The 20,055-nt window shown below is 60.1% G+C and carries 26 protein-coding genes; 18 read left to right on the top strand and 8 right to left on the bottom strand.

Annotated elements, in window-relative coordinates; translation table 11 throughout:
• Positions 1-31: 31 nt before the first annotated feature.
• From KGB29_RS16970 to KGB29_RS16955, 4 genes are all read left to right on the top strand, one after another.
• The gene (locus tag KGB29_RS16970) at positions 32-649 is read left to right on the top strand and encodes a TPM domain-containing protein (RefSeq protein WP_057716065.1); all 618 of its coding nucleotides are present in this window, start codon (positions 32-34) and stop codon (positions 647-649) included.
• 131 nt (positions 650-780) lie between these two features.
• Positions 781-1,083 (top strand): helix-turn-helix domain-containing protein, encoded by a 303-nt coding sequence (locus tag KGB29_RS16965; RefSeq protein WP_057716064.1) that lies wholly within the window; start codon positions 781-783, stop codon positions 1,081-1,083.
• The gene (locus KGB29_RS16960) at positions 1,070-1,429 is read left to right on the top strand and encodes a putative holin (RefSeq protein WP_057716063.1); all 360 of its coding nucleotides are present in this window, start codon (positions 1,070-1,072) and stop codon (positions 1,427-1,429) included. The genes KGB29_RS16965 and KGB29_RS16960 overlap by 14 nt, the downstream gene beginning before the upstream one ends.
• Positions 1,426-1,707 carry a phage holin family protein gene (locus KGB29_RS16955; protein ID WP_154861783.1) on the top strand — a complete coding sequence of 94 codons (282 nt, stop codon included), beginning with the start codon at positions 1,426-1,428 and terminating at the stop codon, positions 1,705-1,707. Before KGB29_RS16960 ends, KGB29_RS16955 begins: the two co-directional genes overlap by 4 nt.
• A 16-nt stretch (positions 1,708-1,723) precedes the next feature.
• Here the strand turns inward: KGB29_RS16955 and KGB29_RS16950 are convergent, their stop codons facing one another.
• Complete coding sequence (locus tag KGB29_RS16950; RefSeq protein WP_102672093.1) at positions 1,724-2,152, bottom strand: helix-turn-helix domain-containing protein; 429 nt, start codon at positions 2,150-2,152, stop codon at positions 1,724-1,726.
• A gap of 300 nt (positions 2,153-2,452) precedes the next feature.
• On the opposite strand from KGB29_RS16950, the gene KGB29_RS16945 reads away from it, so the two are divergent.
• From KGB29_RS16945 to KGB29_RS16935, 3 genes are all read left to right on the top strand, one after another.
• Entirely contained in the window at positions 2,453-2,731 is a 279-nt protein-coding gene (locus tag KGB29_RS16945) for an ogr/Delta-like zinc finger family protein (RefSeq protein ID WP_090453593.1), read from the top strand.
• A 2-nt stretch (positions 2,732-2,733) separates the two neighbouring features.
• On the top strand, positions 2,734-3,096 hold the full coding sequence (locus KGB29_RS16940; RefSeq protein ID WP_057716059.1) for a hypothetical protein: 363 nt from the start codon (positions 2,734-2,736) through the stop codon (positions 3,094-3,096).
• Positions 3,097-3,228: 132 nt separating this feature from the next.
• Entirely contained in the window at positions 3,229-4,443 is a 1,215-nt protein-coding gene (locus KGB29_RS16935) for a class I SAM-dependent methyltransferase (protein ID WP_154946607.1), read from the top strand.
• On the opposite strand, the gene KGB29_RS16930 is transcribed toward KGB29_RS16935, so the two are convergent.
• Positions 4,434-5,411 (bottom strand): DMT family transporter, encoded by a 978-nt coding sequence (locus KGB29_RS16930; RefSeq protein ID WP_102672086.1) that lies wholly within the window; start codon positions 5,409-5,411, stop codon positions 4,434-4,436. The two genes, KGB29_RS16935 and KGB29_RS16930, sit on opposite strands and share 10 nt — an antisense overlap.
• Before the next feature lie 271 nt (positions 5,412-5,682).
• Between KGB29_RS16930 and KGB29_RS16925 the strand changes: the two genes are divergently transcribed.
• The 3 genes from KGB29_RS16925 (at position 5,683) to KGB29_RS16915 (ending at position 7,101) form a co-directional block, all read left to right on the top strand.
• Positions 5,683-6,264, top strand: coding sequence for a DJ-1/PfpI family protein (locus KGB29_RS16925; protein WP_008051822.1), 582 nt, complete (start codon positions 5,683-5,685; stop codon positions 6,262-6,264).
• 14 nt (positions 6,265-6,278) lie between these two features.
• The gene (locus KGB29_RS16920; protein ID WP_150814253.1) at positions 6,279-6,584 is read left to right on the top strand and encodes a ribbon-helix-helix domain-containing protein; all 306 of its coding nucleotides are present in this window, start codon (positions 6,279-6,281) and stop codon (positions 6,582-6,584) included.
• Between the two features lie 172 nt (positions 6,585-6,756).
• The gene (locus KGB29_RS16915; RefSeq protein WP_150814255.1) at positions 6,757-7,101 is read left to right on the top strand and encodes a YegP family protein; all 345 of its coding nucleotides are present in this window, start codon (positions 6,757-6,759) and stop codon (positions 7,099-7,101) included.
• Between the two features lie 132 nt (positions 7,102-7,233).
• Here the strand turns inward: KGB29_RS16915 and KGB29_RS16910 are convergent, their stop codons facing one another.
• Together KGB29_RS16910 and KGB29_RS16905 are read right to left on the bottom strand one after the other, a co-directional pair.
• A complete protein-coding gene (locus tag KGB29_RS16910; RefSeq protein ID WP_154946606.1) occupies positions 7,234-8,121 on the bottom strand; it encodes a dihydrodipicolinate synthase family protein in 888 nt (295 codons plus the stop codon).
• A gap of 26 nt (positions 8,122-8,147) precedes the next feature.
• Complete coding sequence (locus tag KGB29_RS16905) at positions 8,148-8,930, bottom strand: aldolase (protein WP_154861779.1); 783 nt, start codon at positions 8,928-8,930, stop codon at positions 8,148-8,150.
• A 159-nt stretch (positions 8,931-9,089) separates the two neighbouring features.
• Here KGB29_RS16905 and KGB29_RS16900 point away from each other — a divergent pair, with 159 nt between their 5' ends.
• Positions 9,090-9,632, top strand: coding sequence for a helix-turn-helix domain-containing protein (locus KGB29_RS16900; RefSeq protein WP_057716658.1), 543 nt, complete (start codon positions 9,090-9,092; stop codon positions 9,630-9,632).
• Positions 9,633-9,749: 117 nt separating this feature from the next.
• On the opposite strand, the gene KGB29_RS16895 is transcribed toward KGB29_RS16900, so the two are convergent.
• On the bottom strand, positions 9,750-10,769 hold the full coding sequence (locus KGB29_RS16895; RefSeq protein ID WP_223473771.1) for a DUF4917 family protein: 1,020 nt from the start codon (positions 10,767-10,769) through the stop codon (positions 9,750-9,752).
• A 131-nt stretch (positions 10,770-10,900) separates the two neighbouring features.
• On the opposite strand from KGB29_RS16895, the gene KGB29_RS16890 reads away from it, so the two are divergent.
• The 4 genes from KGB29_RS16890 to KGB29_RS16875 all read left to right on the top strand — a co-directional run bounded on the left by KGB29_RS16890 (position 10,901) and on the right by KGB29_RS16875 (position 15,656).
• Positions 10,901-11,809: a LysR family transcriptional regulator gene (locus KGB29_RS16890; protein ID WP_154946604.1), complete on the top strand. Its 909-nt coding sequence runs from the start codon at positions 10,901-10,903 to the stop codon at positions 11,807-11,809.
• Positions 11,810-12,034: 225 nt separating this feature from the next.
• On the top strand, positions 12,035-13,228 hold the full coding sequence (locus tag KGB29_RS16885) for a CaiB/BaiF CoA transferase family protein (RefSeq protein ID WP_154861774.1): 1,194 nt from the start codon (positions 12,035-12,037) through the stop codon (positions 13,226-13,228).
• The gene (locus KGB29_RS16880; protein WP_154861772.1) at positions 13,225-14,151 is read left to right on the top strand and encodes a hydroxymethylglutaryl-CoA lyase; all 927 of its coding nucleotides are present in this window, start codon (positions 13,225-13,227) and stop codon (positions 14,149-14,151) included. Before KGB29_RS16885 ends, KGB29_RS16880 begins: the two co-directional genes overlap by 4 nt.
• A 173-nt stretch (positions 14,152-14,324) precedes the next feature.
• Positions 14,325-15,656 carry an MFS transporter gene (locus KGB29_RS16875; protein WP_154861768.1) on the top strand — a complete coding sequence of 444 codons (1,332 nt, stop codon included), beginning with the start codon at positions 14,325-14,327 and terminating at the stop codon, positions 15,654-15,656.
• Between the two features lie 118 nt (positions 15,657-15,774).
• On the opposite strand, the gene KGB29_RS16870 is transcribed toward KGB29_RS16875, so the two are convergent.
• Positions 15,775-16,263 (bottom strand): DMT family transporter, encoded by a 489-nt coding sequence (locus tag KGB29_RS16870; RefSeq protein WP_150814264.1) that lies wholly within the window; start codon positions 16,261-16,263, stop codon positions 15,775-15,777.
• Positions 16,264-16,340: 77 nt separating this feature from the next.
• Between KGB29_RS16870 and KGB29_RS16865 the strand changes: the two genes are divergently transcribed.
• Entirely contained in the window at positions 16,341-17,249 is a 909-nt protein-coding gene (locus KGB29_RS16865) for a LysR family transcriptional regulator (RefSeq protein WP_154861766.1), read from the top strand.
• Positions 17,250-17,268: 19 nt separating this feature from the next.
• On the opposite strand, the gene KGB29_RS16860 is transcribed toward KGB29_RS16865, so the two are convergent.
• Positions 17,269-17,553 (bottom strand): type II toxin-antitoxin system RelE/ParE family toxin, encoded by a 285-nt coding sequence (locus KGB29_RS16860; RefSeq protein ID WP_090453616.1) that lies wholly within the window; start codon positions 17,551-17,553, stop codon positions 17,269-17,271.
• Positions 17,543-17,782: a CopG family ribbon-helix-helix protein gene (locus KGB29_RS16855; protein WP_154947606.1), complete on the bottom strand. Its 240-nt coding sequence runs from the start codon at positions 17,780-17,782 to the stop codon at positions 17,543-17,545. The genes KGB29_RS16860 and KGB29_RS16855 overlap by 11 nt, the downstream gene beginning before the upstream one ends.
• A gap of 153 nt (positions 17,783-17,935) precedes the next feature.
• On the opposite strand from KGB29_RS16855, the gene KGB29_RS16850 reads away from it, so the two are divergent.
• Together KGB29_RS16850 and KGB29_RS16845 are read left to right on the top strand one after the other, a co-directional pair.
• Positions 17,936-18,574 (top strand): LysE family translocator, encoded by a 639-nt coding sequence (locus KGB29_RS16850; RefSeq protein ID WP_150814266.1) that lies wholly within the window; start codon positions 17,936-17,938, stop codon positions 18,572-18,574.
• A gap of 79 nt (positions 18,575-18,653) precedes the next feature.
• The gene (locus KGB29_RS16845) at positions 18,654-20,000 is read left to right on the top strand and encodes a bifunctional diguanylate cyclase/phosphodiesterase (RefSeq protein ID WP_154947605.1); all 1,347 of its coding nucleotides are present in this window, start codon (positions 18,654-18,656) and stop codon (positions 19,998-20,000) included.
• Positions 20,001-20,055: the final 55 nt, after the last annotated feature.

The following is a 20,055-nucleotide window of genomic DNA, read 5'->3' as shown; positions in this document are numbered from 1 at the left end:
AGATGTGTATAATAGACAGGCACTTCACGACATGGCATTACTGACTGAACACGAACAACGCAAGGTGGCCGAGGCCATTGCCCGGGTCGAGCGCGAGACAGACGCAGAACTGGTGACAGTACTCGCAGCCCGCGCCGACGACTATGCGTACATCCCCTTGCTGTGGGCCAGCCTGCTGGCGCTACTGGTGCCAGGCATCGTGCATTACCTCACCGGCTGGCTGACCATGCACAGCCTGCTGATGGTGCAATGGGCCATCTTCATCGTGCTTTGCCTGGTGTTCCGCCTGCCGAAAGTAACCACCCATCTGATCCCGCGCTCGGTGCGCCACTGGCGCGCCTCGAACCTGGCGCGCCGGCAGTTCCTGGAGCAGAACCTGCACCACACCGAGGGCAGCACCGGCATGCTGATTTTCGTTTCCGAGGCCGAGCGTTACGTGGAGATCCTGGTGGATGAAGGGATTTCCAGTCGCCTGGACAACAAGAACTGGGATGCGATCGTCGCGACGTTCACCCAGCAGGTGAAACAGGGGCAGACGCTGCAGGGCTTTGTCAGTTGCGTCGAGGCCTGTGGCGAGTTGCTCAAGGTACATGTGCCGGTGACCCATGTGCGCAACGAGCTGCCGAATCGTCTGGTGGTGCTGGGTTAAGCCAGGGCTTCATCTGCTTTTGTAATGCGCCGCGACACAGTTCCCGAACGTTGTCCGGCGGGGAGCTTGTCTTCAACATCTCTCTCATGGTGCACGCCCTGCGATGGGCGTTCTGTGTAGAGGGAGTTCTTATGAAAACGCAACAAACGCTGGAGACCTTGGTGGAGGATGCACCCGGTAGCGCAATGCTTACTCCGCTGGTGCAACTGACAACGAAAGAGACACAAGCCCTGGAGTGGTGCCTTAAAGGCAAGACGTCCTGGGAGATCGCCAGGATTCAGAGTTGCTCGGAATCCACCATCAACTTCCACTTTTCCAATATCCGCCGCAAGTTCGCCGTCAGATCTCGCAACGCTGCCGTGTTCAAGGCGCTGAAGTCGGGAGCCATCACTGTTGAGCCATTGCAGTCGCGAGATACCCATGAGCCTGACTGATTCGACCTATAACAGTATCAGCGGGCTCATGGTGGGGTTGGGTATTGCGACGTTGCCGGCTATCGATGGAGAAGCCCTGTTCGGCGCGACGCTTGGCGCGTGGTTGGTCACGACCACTCGCGGCAACTTCAAGGCCTGGCAACGCATCGGTTCCTGGCTGTTGTCGGCGGGTGTCGGTTACCTGTTTGTCCCGGTCGCCCAGCCACTGGCGCCTTTTCTGACAGCCGGTGTGACGGCCTTTCTGTGCGCGTTGCTGGTCATTCCCATCAGCATCAAGCTCATGCAGTGGATCGATGGCGCCGGCCTCGGTGACATCCTTCGTCATCTCAGAGGGCGAGGGCAATGACCTTTGAGATGGCGGCTCTGGTGTGGGGGACGGGCGTGGCTCACCTGGTCAGTGCGTTCAGGCTGGCGTGTTACCAGCGCGACGAACAACGTTACCACTGGTGCGACAGGATATTGATCAGCTTGCTTGGCGCAGTGTTCTGCCTTGCCGGCATCGATGTATTGCTGACATTCCTGCCGGTTAGCCCATGGCATGCAGCGGTGAGTGTTTTTTCATGCGTAATGATTGTTCGCAGTAGTGGCAACATTATTGTTTTGTGGCATGCCTTCAAGCATTGAAACGTCGGACTTCAAATCAGGTTTTGTTTGAGTGTCCAAGTGAGGCCAGGATAGTGGCCATTTCCGAAAGTTGTGTTTCCAGATCCCGCAGGCGTCGCTTTTCCTCCAATGCGTTTTGTATTGCACAGCGGTCATCCTCATCAAGCAATCGCCACAGCGAAAGGATGGTGCTTTCCTGCGTTGTTGCAGTTTCCGCAACATTTGCAGGAGCGTTGACATGGGGCTGCCGCAGCATGGGGCCCTCGCCCAGCAGCAACCAGTCAAGGGAGATGCCGCGAGTCTGTGCAATATCTACGCATAATGAGTATGGCGTGCTGTCGCGGCCTTTCCAGCTGCTGAGTGTTTGGGGGCTGATCTGTAGCGCAGAAGACAGGGATGCGTCAGTTTTTGTACCCGTGATTTGCTTCAGGCGGGCCAAAACAGCTTGTGATTTTTTGCTACGCAATTTGAGCCTCTTCCTTTTGACATATGCTTTTTGAGTGCTTAACGTATGCGTAATGAGTACTTTTTTTCTTGTAAGTAATCAATCGTCAACTATGAATCAGAAGAATACGATGTCGAAACTTCCTAATGGTATCAGGGTGATTTCCTACGAGCTTGGCTCGTATCTATTACGTGTCCACCCGTTGCACTTCCTTTTGTCTGGCGGACGTTATTTGCAGCACCTGTCTTTCACCAATTGTGTTTCAAACAGTATTGCGTTTGATCAATTCGATTACCACCGGATGGCCCAAGGGAAGCATGTATGAGTACTTACAAGATGGTGTGCCCGCACTGCTTGAGCCGGATGCGCATACGTACCAGCGAAGGGCGGCATATCTTCCTGCGGGTGGCATACCTGCAATGTACGTCGGAGGCCTGTGGCTGGTCGGTACGGGCCGAGTTCGAAATGACCCATGAGCTTTCCCCCAGTGGCATGCCCAATCCGGCCGTGCACCTGCCGTGCGCCGGACCTGACTTGCGCCGCGCCGCACGGCCTGTCGCCGAGAGTGCTCCGGCGGCGCAAGCGCAACAGGAGTCTTGAGCATGAAGGAGGTTGATGAACAGGCCCATTTGAATGAGGAGCTATTGGCCATAGCGCAGGCGTTTCTGACCCGTCATGAAGGCGAGGGTGTGATTGATGATCAAGTGCTGTTCTGCCGTGCGGTGAGGCATTTGCAGAGTCTGGATATGCCGATGCACCAGGCGGAGCGGCTGGTCAGCCATGCATATGGGTTACTCAAATCCAGCAACGATCGCCGACGTCTGGATCTGGCTGCAAGTTCCGAAACTGTCGCCGTGGTCACTGATCCGGTCAACGGTCTGACGTGGGCGGTGCCGGTAGGGTTGATCGTCAAGTTCGTCATCAACTCGCCGACCAATCGCAAACTTCGACTGGTGGAGCCATGAGGTAGCGACGGTTGAATTCAGGTCCCGATCGGCGGGAACGGGACCTGGCGCAAAATTACCCCGTGCCCAAAACCCTCGTCCCCCCTAAAATACCCGGCATCTCCAGATTCGTATTGCCGAGGCCGTTTTTCCATGTCCGTTACCGCCACTCCCGCCAGCCTCGCGCCGGATCATCACGCCCAGTTCATCGACCTGCTGCAGTCGAGCCTCGAGCACAACGCATTCATCAAACTGGTGCTGGCCAAGTACGTGGGTGATGAAACGGACCTGCAGCGGATCATCATCAAGCCGGTGACGGTCAAGGCGCAGCCTTGCCTGTCTTTTGTCTACCGCTACAAGACCCGCGATATCACCAAGAACCTGCCGCTGGTCGAAGGCGTGGCGAGCATTGCCGGGCTGCTACCGGCGTCGTTCAAAAATGCGCATTTGTTGTCGTTGACCGACGAAGCCCAGCTCGAATACAGCAAAAAAGGCAAGTCATCGCTGTTCAAGAGCCAACCTCAGCAATTGCGCGAAGTGCCATCGGCCGAGCACAACCGTGAGAAAAACCGTTTTCTTGACCTGAGTCGGCCGTTTCTCGCCGACCTCGGTGTGACCAACAGCAAGCACGAGCTGATCCCGGCGATGTCGCGCAAGTGGAAGCAGATCAACAAGTTCATCGAAGTGTTCAGCCATGCGCTGACGTCGTCCCCCCTGGCGCTGGACAAGCCGGTGCGTGTGGCGGACTTCGGGTCGGGCAAGGGCTACCTGACCTTCGCCATCCACGATTACCTGCGCAACACCTTGAAGGCCGAAGGCGAGGTGACCGGCGTCGAGCTGCGTGAAGACATGGTCACCCTGTGCAACACCGCCGCCGCCAGGCTTGAACACCCCGGCCTGGTGTTCAAGTGCGGTGACGTGCGCAGCGTGGCGCCGAGCGAGCTGGACGTGATGATCGCCCTGCATGCCTGCGATATCGCCACCGACTATGCGATCCACACCGGCATCCGTTCCGGCGCGGCGATCATCATGTGCTCGCCGTGCTGCCACAAACAGATCCGCCTGCAAATCCAGAGCCCGGCGCTGCTCAAGCCGATGCTGCAATACGGCTTGCACCTGGGCCAGCAGGCCGAGATGGTCACCGACAGTTTGCGCGCGTTGTTCCTTGAGGCCTGCGGCTATGAGACCAAGGTGTTCGAGTTCATCTCTCTGGACCACACCAACAAGAACAAGATGATCCTGGCGGTCAAACGCGCAGAACCAGTGGACCCGGCTCAGTTGCTGGCGAAGATTCAGGAGCTGAAGGATTTCTATCACATCAGCGAGCATTGCCTGGAAACCCTGCTGCGCTCCGACGGTTACCTCTGATCCTGTGGGAGCGAGCTTGCTCGCGATGGCGGATTTACAGTCGATAGAGATGTTGAATGTGATGTCCCCATCGCGAGCAAGCTCGCTCCCACAGGATTGGGTTTGATCGCTGTCTTGCGCCCGAGCATCACCGTCACGATCACCCCGCCGGCAAACAGCCAGGTAATCGGCTCCACATGTTCACCGAAGAACAGCGCCGAGAAGGCGATGGTGAAGAAGATCTGCAGCAACTGGATCTGGCTGACCCGGGCAATGCCACCCATGGCCAGTCCGGCGTACCAGGCAAAGAAACCGATGAACTGCGAAAACAGCGAGACATATCCGAAGGCCCACCAGGTCTTGGCGGAAATCTCGCCCTGATGTTGCAGTGCCAGATACACCACCGGGCCGATCAGCAGCGGCGTCGACAGCACCAGCGCCCAGCAGATCACCTGCCAGCCGCCCATCTCCCTGGCCAGCCGGCCTCCCTCGGCGTAACCCAATCCGCCCACTGCAATGGCGCCGAGCATCAGCAAGTCACCGGCCTGAATGCTGCCGGCACCGCTGATCAGTGCATAACCGAGCACTAGCGCACTGCCCAATGCGGCGCAGGCCCAGAAGGCTTTCGAAGGCCGCTCATGGGACAACCACGCGGCGTACAGCGCCACGCACAGCGGCTGCAAACCGTTGACCAGCGCACCGTGGGACGCCGGCAAGGTTTGCATGGCCCAGGCCGACAATACCGGGAAACCGAGGATCACCCCGGCCATCACCAGCGTCAGGCCTTTGACCTGCTTCCAGGTCGGCCATTTTTCCCGGTGCCACAGCAACAGCAACGCCGCCGGAACCGCTGCAAACAGTGCCCGGCCCAGGCCATTGAGCAGCGGGTGGAGTTCCTGCACGACGATCCGCGTGAAGGGCAGGGTGAGGCTGAAGATCACAACGCCGAGCAGGCCCAGGGCCATGCCGGTGTTTTCGCGCGAAGACATGATGGCAACCAGAATATGGTGTGATGGGGTAAGGCTCCATATAGCCATAAACCTTGGGTTTTCCGCTGTTACAGCTAGGCACAGACTTATCCGTACAGTTTGCGGGCCTCTTCGCGAGCAAGCCCGCTCCCACAGGGGAAACGCATTCCAATGTGGGAGCGGGCTTGCTCGCGAAGAACGATAACGCCGTAGTAGCAGGTTATTACCCACCCCCACGGATAAGGACTACCTTGAATACTCCTGCACGCCCACTTCCAGAGGAGTCCTCCCCATGGCTGCGAAAAAAATTCTGATGCTGGTCGGTGATTACGTCGAAGACTATGAAGTGATGGTGCCGTTCCAGGCGTTGCTGATGGTCGGCCACACGGTGCACGCCGTTTGCCCGGACAAGGCTGCCGGCCAGACCGTGCGCACGGCGATCCATGACTTTGAAGGCGACCAGACCTACAGTGAAAAACCCGGTCACCTGTTTGCCCTGAACTTCGATTTCGCCAAGGTCAACGCCGCCGATTATGACGCGGTGCTGATTCCGGGCGGCCGTGCGCCGGAGTACCTGCGCCTGAACGAAAAAGTCCTGGAACTGGTGCGTGCGTTCGACAAGGCTGGCAAGCCGATCGCTGCCGTGTGCCATGGCGCGCAGTTGCTGGCGGCAGCAGGTGTTCTCGAAGGTCGTGAATGCAGCGCTTACCCGGCCTGCGCTCCGGAAGTGCGGCTGGCGGGCGGTACGTATATCGATATTCCGGTGACGGACGGCCATGTCCAGGGCAATCTGGCCACGGCTCCGGCCTGGCCTGCGCATCCGAACTGGCTGGCCGGTTTCCTGGGGTTGCTGGGTACTAAAATCACGCTGTAAAGAGGGGCATGCCCATGTGCGAGCTGTACGTCAAAGCCGACCCGATACTCTACGAATCGCGCTCCCGCTCGCTGCGCATCTGCGGGGTGGTCACCACCTTGCGGCTGGAGAATCAGTTCTGGGACATCCTCAGCGAAATCGCCGAGGTCGACGGCATGACCACCAACCAGTTGATCGCCAAGCTGTATGAAGAGGTGATGGACTATCGCGGCGAAGTGGTCAATTTCGCTTCGTTCCTGCGGGTGAGTTGTACGCGGTATCTGAGTCAGCGTCGGACTCAGGTGCCGGAGTTGTCGGTGGTGCGGGCTGCGGTGAAATAGCCGACATTGCGTCGACCGCTTCGCGAGCAAGCCCGCTCCCACAATGGTTGGGTGTACACAAATCTACTGTGGGAGCGGGCTTGCTCGCGAAGGGGCCAGAGCAGGCGACAGAAACCCGAGGCTGGTCTTTACTGTGAAGCGCGCAACCTTTCAATCGCCAAGGAGAAAGAGCATGTCCGGATGGTATGAAGTGAGCAAAAGCAGCAATGGTCAGTTCAGGTTTGTCCTCAAGGCGGCCAACGCCGAGACCATTCTGACCAGCGAGCTGTACACCACCCACGCCGCCGCCGACAAAGGCATTGCCTCGGTCCAGGCCAACAGCCCGCTGGATGAGCGTTACGAGAAGAAAATCACCAAGGATGGCCACCCGTATTTCAACCTGAAGGCGGGCAACCACGAGATCATCGGCAGCAGCGAGGCCTATTCCTCCGATGCCGCCATGGAGAAAGGCATCGCCAGCGTGAAGGCCAACGGTTCGTCCAAGGTGGTCAAGGACAAGACGTTGCCGGTGCTTTGAGATCAACACTCATCCCCTGTGGGAGCGGGCTTGCTCGCGAAGAGGCCGTCACATTCAACCTGTCTATTGAATGTTCCACCGTCTTCGCGAGCAAGCCCGCTCCCACATTGTGGTTTTGTGTATGGCAGGAAGTCAGCGCAAGGCGTTCAGCAGCCCTTGCAACTGACCACAACCTGCCTCACTCAACGCAAACACCGGCAGCCGCGGATCCCCCACCTCCAGGCCCGTCGCCCGCAAACCCGCCTTGATCGTTGCCGGCAAGCCACCCTTGAGGATGAAGTCCAGCAGCGGCAACTGGCGATAGAACAGTTCGCGTGCCTTGCGCAAATCGTTGGCCAGCACTGCTTCGTACAAATCCAGGTTGAGCTGCGGGATCAGGTTCGGCGCAGCGGTGCACCAGCCTTTTGCGCCGGCGGCGAAGGCCTCCAGGGCCAACGGATTGCAGCCGTTGTAGAACGGCACCTGGCCTTCGCCGAGACGTTGCAGTTGATGCATGCGCTGGATGTCGCCGGTGCTCTCCTTGACCATGGTCACGTTTTCCACGGCGTTGACGATGCGCAGGATCAGGTCCACCGACATGTCGGTGCCGCTGGTGGCCGGGTTGTTGTAGAGCATGATCGGCACGCCGATGCTGTCGCCGATGGCGCGGTAATGGGCGAGGATTTCCGCTTCGCTGAGTTTCCAGTAGGACGTGGGCAGCACCATCACCACATCGGCGCCTTGAGCTTCGGCGAAACGCGCGCGACGCACCGCTTTAGCGGTGGTCAGGTCGGACACGCTGACGACGGTCGGCACGCGCCTGGCCACGTGCCTGATGCTGAACTCGCTGACCTGATCCCACTCTGCATCGCTCAAGTAGGCACCTTCACCGGTGCTGCCCAGCGGTGCGATGGCGTGTACGCCACCCTCGATCAGTCGGTCGATGGAGCGCCCGAGGGCATCCAGGTCAACGCCCTCGCCGTGGGGGGTGAAAGGGGTGATGGTGTAGCCGATGATGCCGTGAATGTTTGCGGTGGACATGGTGTCTCTCCGTTCGATCGATGGGTTCAGTTCAGGCAATCGGCGTGTTGGCGCAGGATCTGCCGGGCGTAGTAGTTGAAAGCGGCGGCATGCCGCTTGGGCCGGGCAATCCAGTCGTGGGCTTCACGGCCCAGTTCGGGAATGATCGGCTTGATGGTCCCGGCGCTCATCGCCAGCAGTTGCAGTTTTGCGGCGCGTTCGATCAGTTGCGCGATGACACAGGCTTCCTCGATGGTATCGCCGGTGGACAATTGGCCATGGTGCGAAAGCAGGATCGCCCGTTTGTCGCCCAGTGCCCCGGCAATCAGCTCGCCTTCCTCGTTGCCCACCGGCACGCCCGGCCAGCCTTCGAGAAACGCGCAGTCGTCATAGAGCGGGCAGAGGTCCATGTGGGAAATCTGCAACGGCACTTCCAGCATCGACAAGGCTGCAACGTGGGTCGGATGGGTGTGAATGATGCAGTTCACATCCGCTCGGGCGCGGTACACCCAACTGTGAAAACGATTGGCCGGGTTGGGCATGCCGTGGCCTTCGAGCACCTCCAGGTCCTCGTTGACCAGCAGCAGGTTGCTCGCAGTGATTTCGTCGAAACCCAGGCCCAGTTGTTGAGTGTAGTAAGTGCCGGGTTGCGGACCACGGGCGGTGATTTGTCCGGCAAGGCCGGAATCGTGACCATGCTCGAACAGGATGCGGCAGGTCAGGGCCAGCTTTTGCCGGGCGGTCCACGTATTATCCGCCAGGGTATTTTGCATTTGGTTCAGCGCGTGCTTGACCAGTTGCTCTTTGGGCAGTGCTAATGTCTTGGCCATATCGGTGTCCTTTGGGTGATTCAATGGACGTCGGGTTTGCCGTTCACCGGTTCCTCGCAAAGTCGTCGGTGAGTGCAAATGACACTAAAGAGGCTATATGACACATTGTGTCATTGGCAAGGACAAATCGTTGCCTCCTTGATGGATAAATCGCTCTACATGTCTATCCGTTTGAAATTACTCAGAAAAAAACTTGGCGTGACGTTGGAAACCCTGGCCGAACAATCCGGCATGACCAAGAGTTACCTGTCGAAAGTCGAGCGTGGGTTGAACACGCCGTCGATTGCTGCGGCCCTGAAACTGGCCAGGGCGCTGAATGTGAAGGTCGAGGAACTGTTCTCTGAAGACAACGTCAGCCTCGACAGCTACAGCCTGGTGCGCAGCCACGAACGGCAACCCTTGGGCGTCAGTGACAACAATTCGGGTTACGCGGTGCTGGCCCATCAGGTCAGCGAACGCAGCCTGCTGCCGTTCATCATCTACCCGCCGGCCGAGTTCACCGACAAGACCTTCAAGGAGCATTTGGGCGAGGAGTTTTTATTCGTCCACGAAGGGCGGGTGGAGGTGGACTTCATGAACGAGCGCGTGCTGCTCGATCGTGGCGATGCGTTGCATTTCAATGCGCAAAAGCCGCACCGGATTCGTTCGGTGGGCGAGGTGCAGGCGCAGTTGCTGGTGGTGGTGCACAGCACTGAAGAATGAGTTGACTGCAAAAGCTTCGCGAGCAAGCCCGCTCCCACATTTGACTGCATTTCTCCTGTAGAAACCCTGTCACCTGTGGGAGCGGGCTTGCTCGCGAAAGCGCCAGGTCGGCCAGTACTAAACTTCGACTGGAACCGATAACTTCGTGCCACCCAACGCGTGGCTCTTCGAATCAAAAAACCTCAACTCCATACCCGTCCCCTCAAACACCTTCGCGTAATGCCGCTTCTGGTGCTGGATGAACGCCTTGCTGCGCGGGTAAATCGAGATCGCCACCACCTGCGGTTTCGCCAGGCGCAAGGCATTGATGATGTGGCTGTCCTGCTCCCCCAGCGCATGGCCGAAGATGCACAGCGCCTGGCCGTGACCGAGTAATTGCTCGTAGCAGAACGACAGGTAATCCGAACTGCGAATGGTCTTGAGCTTGTCCGCACTCGGGCCTTCATTGACGAACAGCGGCACGTCGTCGAGGGTCTTGATCGTGTTGTTGATGGCGAAATTGCCCAGCAACGTGCCCTCGGTCGACATCAGCTTGCGCGCCGTACCGTCCTGGTTGCGCACCAGATGCAGACCGCCGTGCAGGTACAGCAAACGGGTTTTATCGGTGGCCGTGTCGCTCAGGTCGAAACCGGGCTCGGCGCCCTGGAACAGATCGCTGATCGCCTCAGGTTGGTGTTGCACCGCCCAGTAGTTGAGCAGGTCGTAATTGGTGGTGAACACCGTGCGGTAGCTGGCCAGCTCCTGATTGATCGTCGCCAGCGTCGAAGGCACTACCAGCCGCCACGGGATATGCACTGCGTGCACGGTGTTGATCAGCGCTTCCTTGATCGCGTAGTAGCGATTGCGCGGGGCGGCGGAGCTGACAGCCAGGGCCTTGTTGACCCGGCTGGTGGTTTTCAAGGCGCTCAGTACCTGCTCGAAACTGCGGGTCTGCATCGCATCGAACACGCTCAACTCGGACGGGCTCAGGGGTTTTTCTTCAACGGTGCGGGCGTTTTCGAACAGCGACTCGTAGCCGAAATCGTCCCACACCGCGCGACTGGCACCGTTGCCCACCAGCAAGCCACTGAACGAAGTGGTGCTGCGCAAGGCGTTCCAGTCTTCAAGTTGAGCATCGACATCCTGGAAATCGGTCATTGCGGTCTTCGTCTCACGGCAAAAGGTCTGTGGGCCGCGACTTTATCACGACCGGTGCCTGGACCACGGCACGACGTGGGCGAAGAACGCTATGCTGCGACTTCGCCTGAGCCGACTTCGCCGAGTACCCGATGCTGCAAAAAAGCCTGATCCGCCGTCTCGACCTGATCACCCTGCAACTGTTCGTCGCCGTGCACGAAGAGGGCACGTTGACCCGTGCAGCGGCGCGCGAAGCGATTGCCGTCTCGGCGGCGAGCAAGCGTTTGATGGAGCTGGAGGAGGCGTTGGGCATCAGCCTGTTCGTGCGCCAGGCCAAGGGCATGTCCCTGACGCCGGCCGGTGAAACCCTGCTGCACCATGCCCGGCAGATGTTGTTCAACGTCGAGAAAATGGGACTTGAACTGGGCGAGCACAGCCACGGTGTGCGCGGCTACGTGCGGATGCTCGCCAACCTGTCGGCGATCATTCAGTTTTTGCCTGAGGACCTGCGGGATTTTTCCGAGCGTCACCCACAGGTCAAGACCGACCTCGAAGAACGCCCCAGCGCCGGGGTGATTCAGGGTGTGCTCGACGGCGTGGCCGACCTCGGGATCTGTTCCATCGACAGTGACATCAAGGGCCTGCACAGCGTGCTGTATCGCCAGGACAAACTGGTGGTGTTGATGCCGTCGCACCATCCATTGGCGAGTCGGTCCAGCGTGGCGTTCGCCGACACGCTGGACAGTGATTACGTTGGGTTGCATGCCGCCAGTTCGATCAACATGCGTACCCACACGGCGGCGCGCCAGGCCGGCAAGGTACTGCGGGTTCGTATTCATGTGCCGGGGTTTGATGCGATGTGTCGGATGATCCAGGCCAATATGGGCATCGGCATTTTGCCGCACAAGGCTTATGAATTGTTTGGCCGGGCACTGGGTTTGCACGCGGTGCCGCTGACGGACGAATGGTCGGACCGGGCGTTGATTCTGGTGGTGCGCGATGAAGCTTTGTTGTCGCCGGTGAGCCGGATGTTGTTTGAGCATCTGCGGGGGGCAGCCTGATAACTCTTCGCTGACTAGGCCGGCCTCTTCGCGAGCAAGCCCGCTCCCACATTGGAATGCGTTCCCCTGTGGGAGCGGGCTTGCTCGCGAAGGCGGACCTGAGGCCACGATAATTTTCCAGGGCGTTCGCATTTCGCGAACGCCCGTTGCCAACTGAAGGTTGGATTCCCGAGCTACCTGTCCTCTAGCCTTGGCACATATTCCAAGAACAAGAGGTACCCCGCGATGACTGCCCCTTTGAGTGCGATCAAAGTGATCGAGATCGGCACGCTGATCGCCGCGCCGTTTGCGGCGCGCATGCTGGCCGAGTTCGGCGCCGAGGTGATCAAGATCGAAGCCATGGGCCAGGGCGATCCCCTGCGCAAATGGCGCAAGCTGCACGAAGGCACCTCGTTGTGGTGGTACCTGCAATCACGCAACAAGAAGTCCTTGGCGCTGAACCTCAAATCCCCTGAAGGCATCGAACTGGTCAAGCAACTGGCGACCAGCGCCGATGTGCTGATCGAGAACCTGCGCCCCGGCGCCTTGGAAAAACTCGGCCTCGGTTGGGACGTGTTGCATGCGCTCAACCCCAATCTGACGCTGGTGCGGATTTCCGGATACGGCCAGACCGGCCCGTATCGCGATCGTCCGGGTTTCGGTGCCATAGGCGAAGCCATGGGCGGGATCCGCTACACCACCGGCACACCCGGTTCGCCGCCGGCGCGGGTCGGCGTGAGCCTTGGCGATTCCCTGGCTTCGCTGCATGCGGTGATCGGTGCGCTGATGTCGCTGCTAAGGGTCAAGACCGGGCAGGGCGGCGGGCAAATCGTTGATGTGTCCCTGGCCGAAAGCGTGTTTAACGTCATGGAAAGCCTGGTGCCGGAATACGACATGCTTGGTCATGTGCGCGAACGCAGCGGTGGTGCCTTGCCGGGCATCGCGCCGTCCAACACCTACCTGACGGCCGACGGCGCCTACGTGGTGATCGCCGGCAACAGCGATCCGATCTACAAGCGCCTGATGCAAACCATCGGCCGCGCCGATCTGGCCGAAGCGCCGGAGTTCGCCCACAACGACGGGCGTGCAGCCAAGAGCAACCTGCTCGACGCCGCCATCACCCACTGGACCAGCAGTTTGCCCATCGATGAGGTGCTGGCCGCGCTGGAGGCCGCCGAAGTCCCGGCCGGACGCATCTACTCGGTGGCCGACATCGTCGCCGATCCGCACTATCAGGCGCGGGACATGCTGCTCAATGCCGAGTTGCCCGGTGGCGCCACGGTGAAGATGCCAGGCATCGTGCCAAAACTCTCCGAGACGCCCGGCGGCGTGAACTGGTCCGGCCCCGGGCTGGGCCAGCACACCGACGGCATCCTCGCGCAGTTGGGCCTGACTGCAACAGACATCGAACGCCTGAAAGTCGAAGGAGTGGTGCAATGATCAGCGATTATTCCGACCACCTGATCGTGCAGGAAGTGTCCCCGCGCGACGGTTTGCAAATCGAGCCGACCTGGGTTGAAACCCACGACAAGATCGCTCTGATCGATCAACTGTCGCTGGCCGGGTTCAGCCGCATCGAAGCCGGTTCGTTCGTGTCGCCCAAGGCCATTCCTGCGCTGCGCGATGGTGAACTGGTGTTCAAGGGCATTAGCCGGCAACCGGGGGTGATCTATGTCGCGCTGATCCCCAACCTCAAAGGCGCGCAACGGGCATTGGCGTGCAGTGTCGATGAGCTGAACCTGGTGATGTCCGCGAGCCAGACCCACAACCTGGCGAACATGCGCATGCGTTGTGAGGATTCATTGGCGGCGTTCGGCGAGATTGTGCAGTTCGTCGGCGACAGCCCGGTGCGACTCAACGCCAGCATCGCCACCACCTTCGGCTGCCCGTTTGAAGGCAAGATCGATGAGGACCGGGTACTGCAAATCGTCGACGCCTATCAGGAACTCGGCATCCAGGGCATCACCCTGGCCGATACCACGGGCATGGCCAACCCGCGTCAGGTCGACCGGCTGGTGCGCCGGGTGCTGCAAAGGGTCTCCCCATCAGACCTGACCCTGCATTTTCACAACACTCGCGGTCTTGGCCTGTGCAATGTGCTGGCCGCTTACGAGGCTGGTGCCCGGCGCTTCGACGCAGCCCTCGGTGGCCTCGGCGGCTGCCCGTTCGCACCGGGGGCATCGGGAAACATCTGCACCGAGGATCTGGTGAACCTGTGCGATGAAGTCGGCATTCATACCGGCATCGATCTGCCGCTGCTGTTGAAACTGTCCCGGGGACTGCCGGCGCTGCTCGGCCATGAAGTGCCCGGTCAACTGGCCAAGGCCGGGCGCAATTGTGATTTGCACCCGATACCCTCCTGACCAAACACGAAACCCTGTGGGAGCGGGCTTGCTCGCGAAGACGGAGTGTCAGTCGACATCTTTGCTGAATGTCAGACCGCTTTCGCGAGCAAGCCCGCTCCCACAAAAAAAACACCTCAACCAGACAACAAAAACAATCGGACACCCACGGGAAGTCCGCCTGGAGAAACGCAATGAGCCTTAATGCACTGGAGGCCGGCGCGAGCCCGGCCGTTAGCCACGACGAAGAAAAAGCCCTGGTCAGCAAAGTCGCCTGGCGCCTGATGCCGCTGATCATGGTCTGCTACCTGTTCGCCTTTTTCGACCGAATCAACATCAGCTTCGCCAAGTTTCAGCTGCAGGCCGACCTGAGCCTGAGCGATACCGCTTACGGCCTGGGTGCCGGGTTGTTCGTGGTCGGTTATGTGATTTTCGAAGTGCCCAGCAACATGATGCTGTACAAGGTCGGCGCCCGGCGCTGGATCGCCCGGATCATGATGTCCTGGGGCCTGGCCACGGCGGCCATGGTGTTCGTCAACAGCGAATGGCAGTTCTACGTGCTGCGCTTCGTGATCGGCGCGATGGAGGCGGGTTTCGCTCCGGGCGTGCTGTATTACCTGACCCTGTGGTTCCCGCAGCACTATCGCGGGCGCATCACCTCGATGCTGTTCCTGGCGTCGGCGTTCGCCGGCCTGGTGGGTGCGCCGTTCTCCGGCCTTGTGCTGCAACACCTTGACGGTGTGCTGCAAATGCGTGGCTGGCACTGGCTGTTCCTGCTCGGTGGCGTGCCGTGTATCGGCCTCGGTTTGCTGGTGCTGACCCTGCTCAAGGACCGCATCGAAGACGCCCATTGGCTGACGCCTTCGGAGAAGACTTTGCTGGCCAGCCGTATCGCTCAGCATGAGCCGCACAAGAGCGGTGGTTCGCTGCTCGCCGCGCTGCGGATTCCGGGCTTCCTGACTTTGGGGCTGATCTATTTCCTGATTCAGGTGGCGTCCTACGGCTTGAATTTCTGGGCGCCGCAACTGATCCGCAGCGCAGGTACCGAGAGTCCGGTGATGATCGGCTTGCTGACGGCCATCCCGTACATCTGCGGCGCCATCAGCATGGTGGTGATCGGACGGCTGTCCGATGCTACTGGCGAGCGGCGCAAGTTTGTCGCCGGTCTGGTGGCGGTCGGTGCGGTCGGGTTCTTCTGTGCGGGGATCTTCGCCAGTCACACGACCTTCCTGATTGTCGCGTTGGGCCTGCTCGGTGCCGGGATCATCGCCTCCATCCCGAGCTTCTGGACCCTGCCGCCGAAACTGCTGGCCGGTGCCGGCGCGGGCGCGGCCGGCGGGATTGCGGTGATCAACACCCTGGGCCAGTTCGGCGGCATCGTCAGCCCGGTGATGGTCGGCCGAATCAAGGACCTGACCGGCAGCACCACGCCGGCGCTGTATGTCATTGGTGTATGTGCGCTGATCGCCGTGGCGCTGTTGTTGTGGGGGTTGCCGCAGAAGTTGCGCACACTCGACAAGGCCTGATGCCATAGACCGCTTTCGCGAGCAAGCCCGCTCCCACAGGAACCGCGTACCTCCCTGTGGGAGCGGGCTTGCTCGCGAAGGCGGCCAGGAGAACACCTTCGCATCGTCGGTTATCCCATCAACCCGCCGTCACCAACCCTTTGGCCGGCGCATCAAAAAACTGGATCAACACCACCCCGGCCATCAACAACATCACTCCCACCAGCTTGGGCAGGTTGATCTGCCGCTCCACCAACCCGAACCAGCCGAAGTGATCCAGCAACAACGACCCCACCACTTGCCCCGCCAGCGCCAATGCCATGAACCCCGCGGCCCCCAGCTTGGGCAGCAGCACCAATGCCAGGGAAATGAATATCACCCCAAAAGCACCACCGGCCCACATCCAGAGCGGCGCCTTGCTGATGAATGCCAGTGATGGCAACGGCAAGCGCATCGCAACGATGATCGGCAACAGCACCACGACGCTCACCAGCAACGAGGCGAGTGTCGCCCACAGCGGATGGCCCAACCCGCGCCCGAGATTGACGTTGATCGCGCTCTGAAACGGCACCACCGCCCCGGCGATCATCGCCAGTCCAATCAGACCGGCCCAATGCAACGTACTCATGATCGATCTCCAACAGGTTTTGCTGGACTCTAGGGTATTCGTCGCGCAGATTTAAATTCCGTTTTGTTATCCAGAACATGCAGCAGATGAATAATCTTCGCCGTATCGACCTCAACTTGCTGGTGATCCTCGACGCCTTGCTCAGCGAGCAACACGTGACCCGGGCGGCCGAGCGTCTGCACTTGAGCCAGCCAGCGGTCAGCCATGCGCTGGCGCGCTTGCGTGACCTGCTCGGCGATCCGCTGCTGGTGCGCGCCGGTGCCGGTCTTGTGCCGACTCCGCGAGCGCTGGAACTCGTGGTACCGCTGGCCGCAGCCCTGGCCCAGGTGCAAGCGCTGCTGGCGCCGAACGCCTTCGATCCCGCGACCACCCAGCGCACCTTCCGTCTGGCGATGTCCGACTACGGCGCCGCCATTGTCTTGCCGGGACTGATCCGAACGTTGCGCCGCGAAGCGCCGGGCATCGACCTGCAAATCAGCCATGGAAGCCGCGAAAGCATGCTCGAAGGGGTGCTCAACGGTGACATTGATGTCGCCGCCGGTGTATTCCCGGAAATGCCCCATGAGTTGCGCAGCACGCCCCTGTTCGAAGAGCACTATGCCTGCCTGGTGGACCGCAACAGCCTGCCCGCCGATGGTGGCCTCGACCTGCCCACTTACCTGGCTCGGCCTCACGTCCTGCTGGAAATGCGCGGCAGCGGCACCCCGGAAATCGAGCGTGCATTGACTGCATTGCGCGAACGTCGTCGTGTGGCTGTCAGCCTGCCGCACTGGAGCGTGGCCCCGGAGCTCATCAGCGGCACCGACCTGATCCTCACCGTCGCGTCGCGCGGCTTGCGCGATATCGATCAGTCTTCATTGGTTGTCGTGCCACCGCCGTTTCACATTCCGTCGTTCACCTTTGTGTTGGCGTGGCATAAACGGCGGGGTGGGGATCAGGCGTTGAACTGGTTGAATCGCAGGATTGGGGAGGGGATCGAACGCTAGAGGCTTTTCCAAATGGCCTTTACCAATTGGAAGGTGGCAGGCGACGCGTATGAAAAATCCGTAGTACCTGAAGCCGACCTTGGCGAACCCGGTAGGGAATCAAATAGGGGCGATCAGGCATGACCCATTCCCGGGTACCGGGTAGGCGTCCTTCACGGCCCGTCGCTGGAAATCGGGCAAGGTGATCGACACTGGCGAGAATTGCCTGGACAAAATCTGCTGCAGCTTTTGGATTCTCGATGGCAATGTACGCGGCTTCGTCATCCAGATTCTTTAACGCCGTACGCAACCACTCAACGCGCATTCGCCGTCCACTTGTCTGCAATTGCGTTCACTTCTTCTTGTGTCGCGAAGTCACCATCATCGGCTTCTTTCAAGGCTTTCTGAATTTCCTCGATTTGCCACGCTTCACGGGCCAGGTACTCACGCAGCGCATCCACGGCCAGAAATGATTTGCTGCGGCCCGTTGCTTTGGAAAGACTCGCGAGAGTATCGGCGATTTCGTCTGGTATGCGCAGGGACATAACTGACATGGTGGTCTCGATGTAGTGGTTTGTAATACAACATACTACACCGTCATCAGTGAAGCGGGGCCAGCCCGTTCGTCTGTCGAGATGTTTCAGTCGACAGGCAATGACCTGATATAGACTGGCCACCATTCACCAAGCCGTTCAAAAGGACTCCCCATGACCCCATCGTTGCTAATGGCCGTGCTTGCCTCGGGTTTTATCTACGGCATCACCCCGGGACCGGGTGTGCTGGCGGTATTCGGTATTGGCGCGGCCCATGGGCGACGGGCCGGGGCGGGGTTTCTGTGCGGGCATTTGCTCGGTGATGTGGTCTGGTGCAGCACGGCGCTGATCGCGATTGTCGGTGCGCGGGAGATCGGCAGTACGGCGTTTGACGTGCTCGGTGTGCTCAGCGGCCTGTACCTGTTCTGGCTCGGCTGGCGTGCGGTGCGCGCCCGGCGTAGCAGCGGTGATGCGCCGCAGGGCCCGGCGCGGCAGCCGTTCTGGCACGGCATCCTGTTTGGCCTGACCAATCCCAAGGCCTATCCGGTGGCGGTGGCGACGTTCACGGCATTGCTGTCGAGTCGCGCGGAACTGCTCAACTGGTCAATGCTGCCGATACTGATCGCCCTGAGTTTCGTCGGCGGGTTGCTCGCCTACGCTATTCTCATCGGCATCGTCGGTGCACGGCGAGTGCGCACCTTGTACCAGCGTCATGAACTGGCAATCACCCGGTTGTGCGGGGTAATGTTCATCGGTTTCGCCATCAATGCGCTGGTCCATGCGTTGCCGGGGCTGATGCCGGAAAAGGCTTGAATGTAATCACAGGGATGCAAGGCTGACGGGGCAGGGATGATTGAAGAGCGCTGCATTATCGGGGCACCCACGCTGAACCATGGAAAACCGGAATTCCGCGCCGCTGGCGAGTTATATCGATCTGTTGCTGGACGCCGTCTGTGCGGTGGATAAGCAGGGCCGCTTCGTCTTTGTCAGCGCGGCATGCGAACGCATTTTTGGCTACAGCGCCGATGAGATGATCGGCGAGGCGATGATCGACATGGTGCACCCGGGCGATCGCCAGCGCACCCTCGACGCGGCCCGGGAAATCATGGGCGGTGAGCCCAAGCTCAACTTCGAAAACCGCTACCTGCGCAAGGATGGCAGTGTGGTGCACATCCTCTGGTCGGCACGCTGGTCCGAGGACGATCAACTGCGCATCGCCGTTGCTCGTGACATCACCGAGCGTAAGCAGGCCGAGTCCCGGCAGGCAGCGTTGTATGCGATTTCCGAAGCGGCCCATGCGGCAGAGGATCTGCTGGCGTTGTTCAAGCGCATCCACATGATCATCGGCGAATGGCTGCCGGCATTGAGTTTTTCCGTGGCGCTGTACGACCAGCACTGCGCACAGCTGAACTTCCCCTATCACGTCGATGACCACGAGCCACAGCCCGAACAGCCCGGAACCATGACCGGGCGCCTGTGTGTCGAGGTGATCTGCACGGGGCAGCCGATCCTGTTGACTCCGGGCCAGTGCCCACCTCTTGCCGGCTTCGAAATGCTGCAGACCGAACAGAACGCACCCTGTTGGCTGGGTGTGCCGCTGAATTCGCAAAACGGCACCATCGGCGCGCTGATCGTCAAAAGCATTCCGGGCGGCGAACGCTACACCGAGCAAGACAAGGAGCTGCTGCAATACGTCTGCGCCCAGGTCGCCACCGCCATCGAGCGCAAGCAATTGCACGCCCGCCTGCAACACATGGCCCAGTACGACCAACTGACCCAGTTACCCAACCGCGAGCTGCTGCGCGAACGGCTCAAGGCGTCACTGCAAGTGGCCCGGGAGGGCGGCGGGCGCATGGCGCTGCTGTACGTCGACCTTGACCGCTTCAAGCAAGTCAACGACACCCATGGGCACGCGGTCGGCGACATGCTGTTGCAAGCGGTGGCCAACAGGCTCAAGGGCTGCGTGCGGGAAATCGACACCGTGGCCCGCATCGGCGGCGATGAATTCGTGGTGTTGCTGCACAGCATTCACGCGGCGGACGATACCGACCTTGTGGTCGAGAAAGTCCGTCAGGTCCTGGGTCAGCCCCTGCGCCTGGACGGGCACAGCCTGAATATCCAGCCCAGCATCGGCGTCGCCCGATACCCCGATCACGGCACCGAAGAGAAGCAATTGTTCCGGCATGCCGACGAGGCGATGTACTGCGCCAAACGCGAGCATCACCTGCGACTGGTCTGAAAAACCGCGCACCGTTCGTCGTGGCATCCACGTAATTTTCTAAACCTTTTTGGGC

Origin of the sequence: Pseudomonas sp. BF-B-30, assembly GCF_019956305.1 — a bacterium.
In the GTDB taxonomy this organism is placed as follows: domain Bacteria; phylum Pseudomonadota; class Gammaproteobacteria; order Pseudomonadales; family Pseudomonadaceae; genus Aquipseudomonas; species Aquipseudomonas jessenii.
Note: the sequence above shows the minus strand (reverse complement) of the source record. Positions and strands in the feature narration are given on the sequence as shown.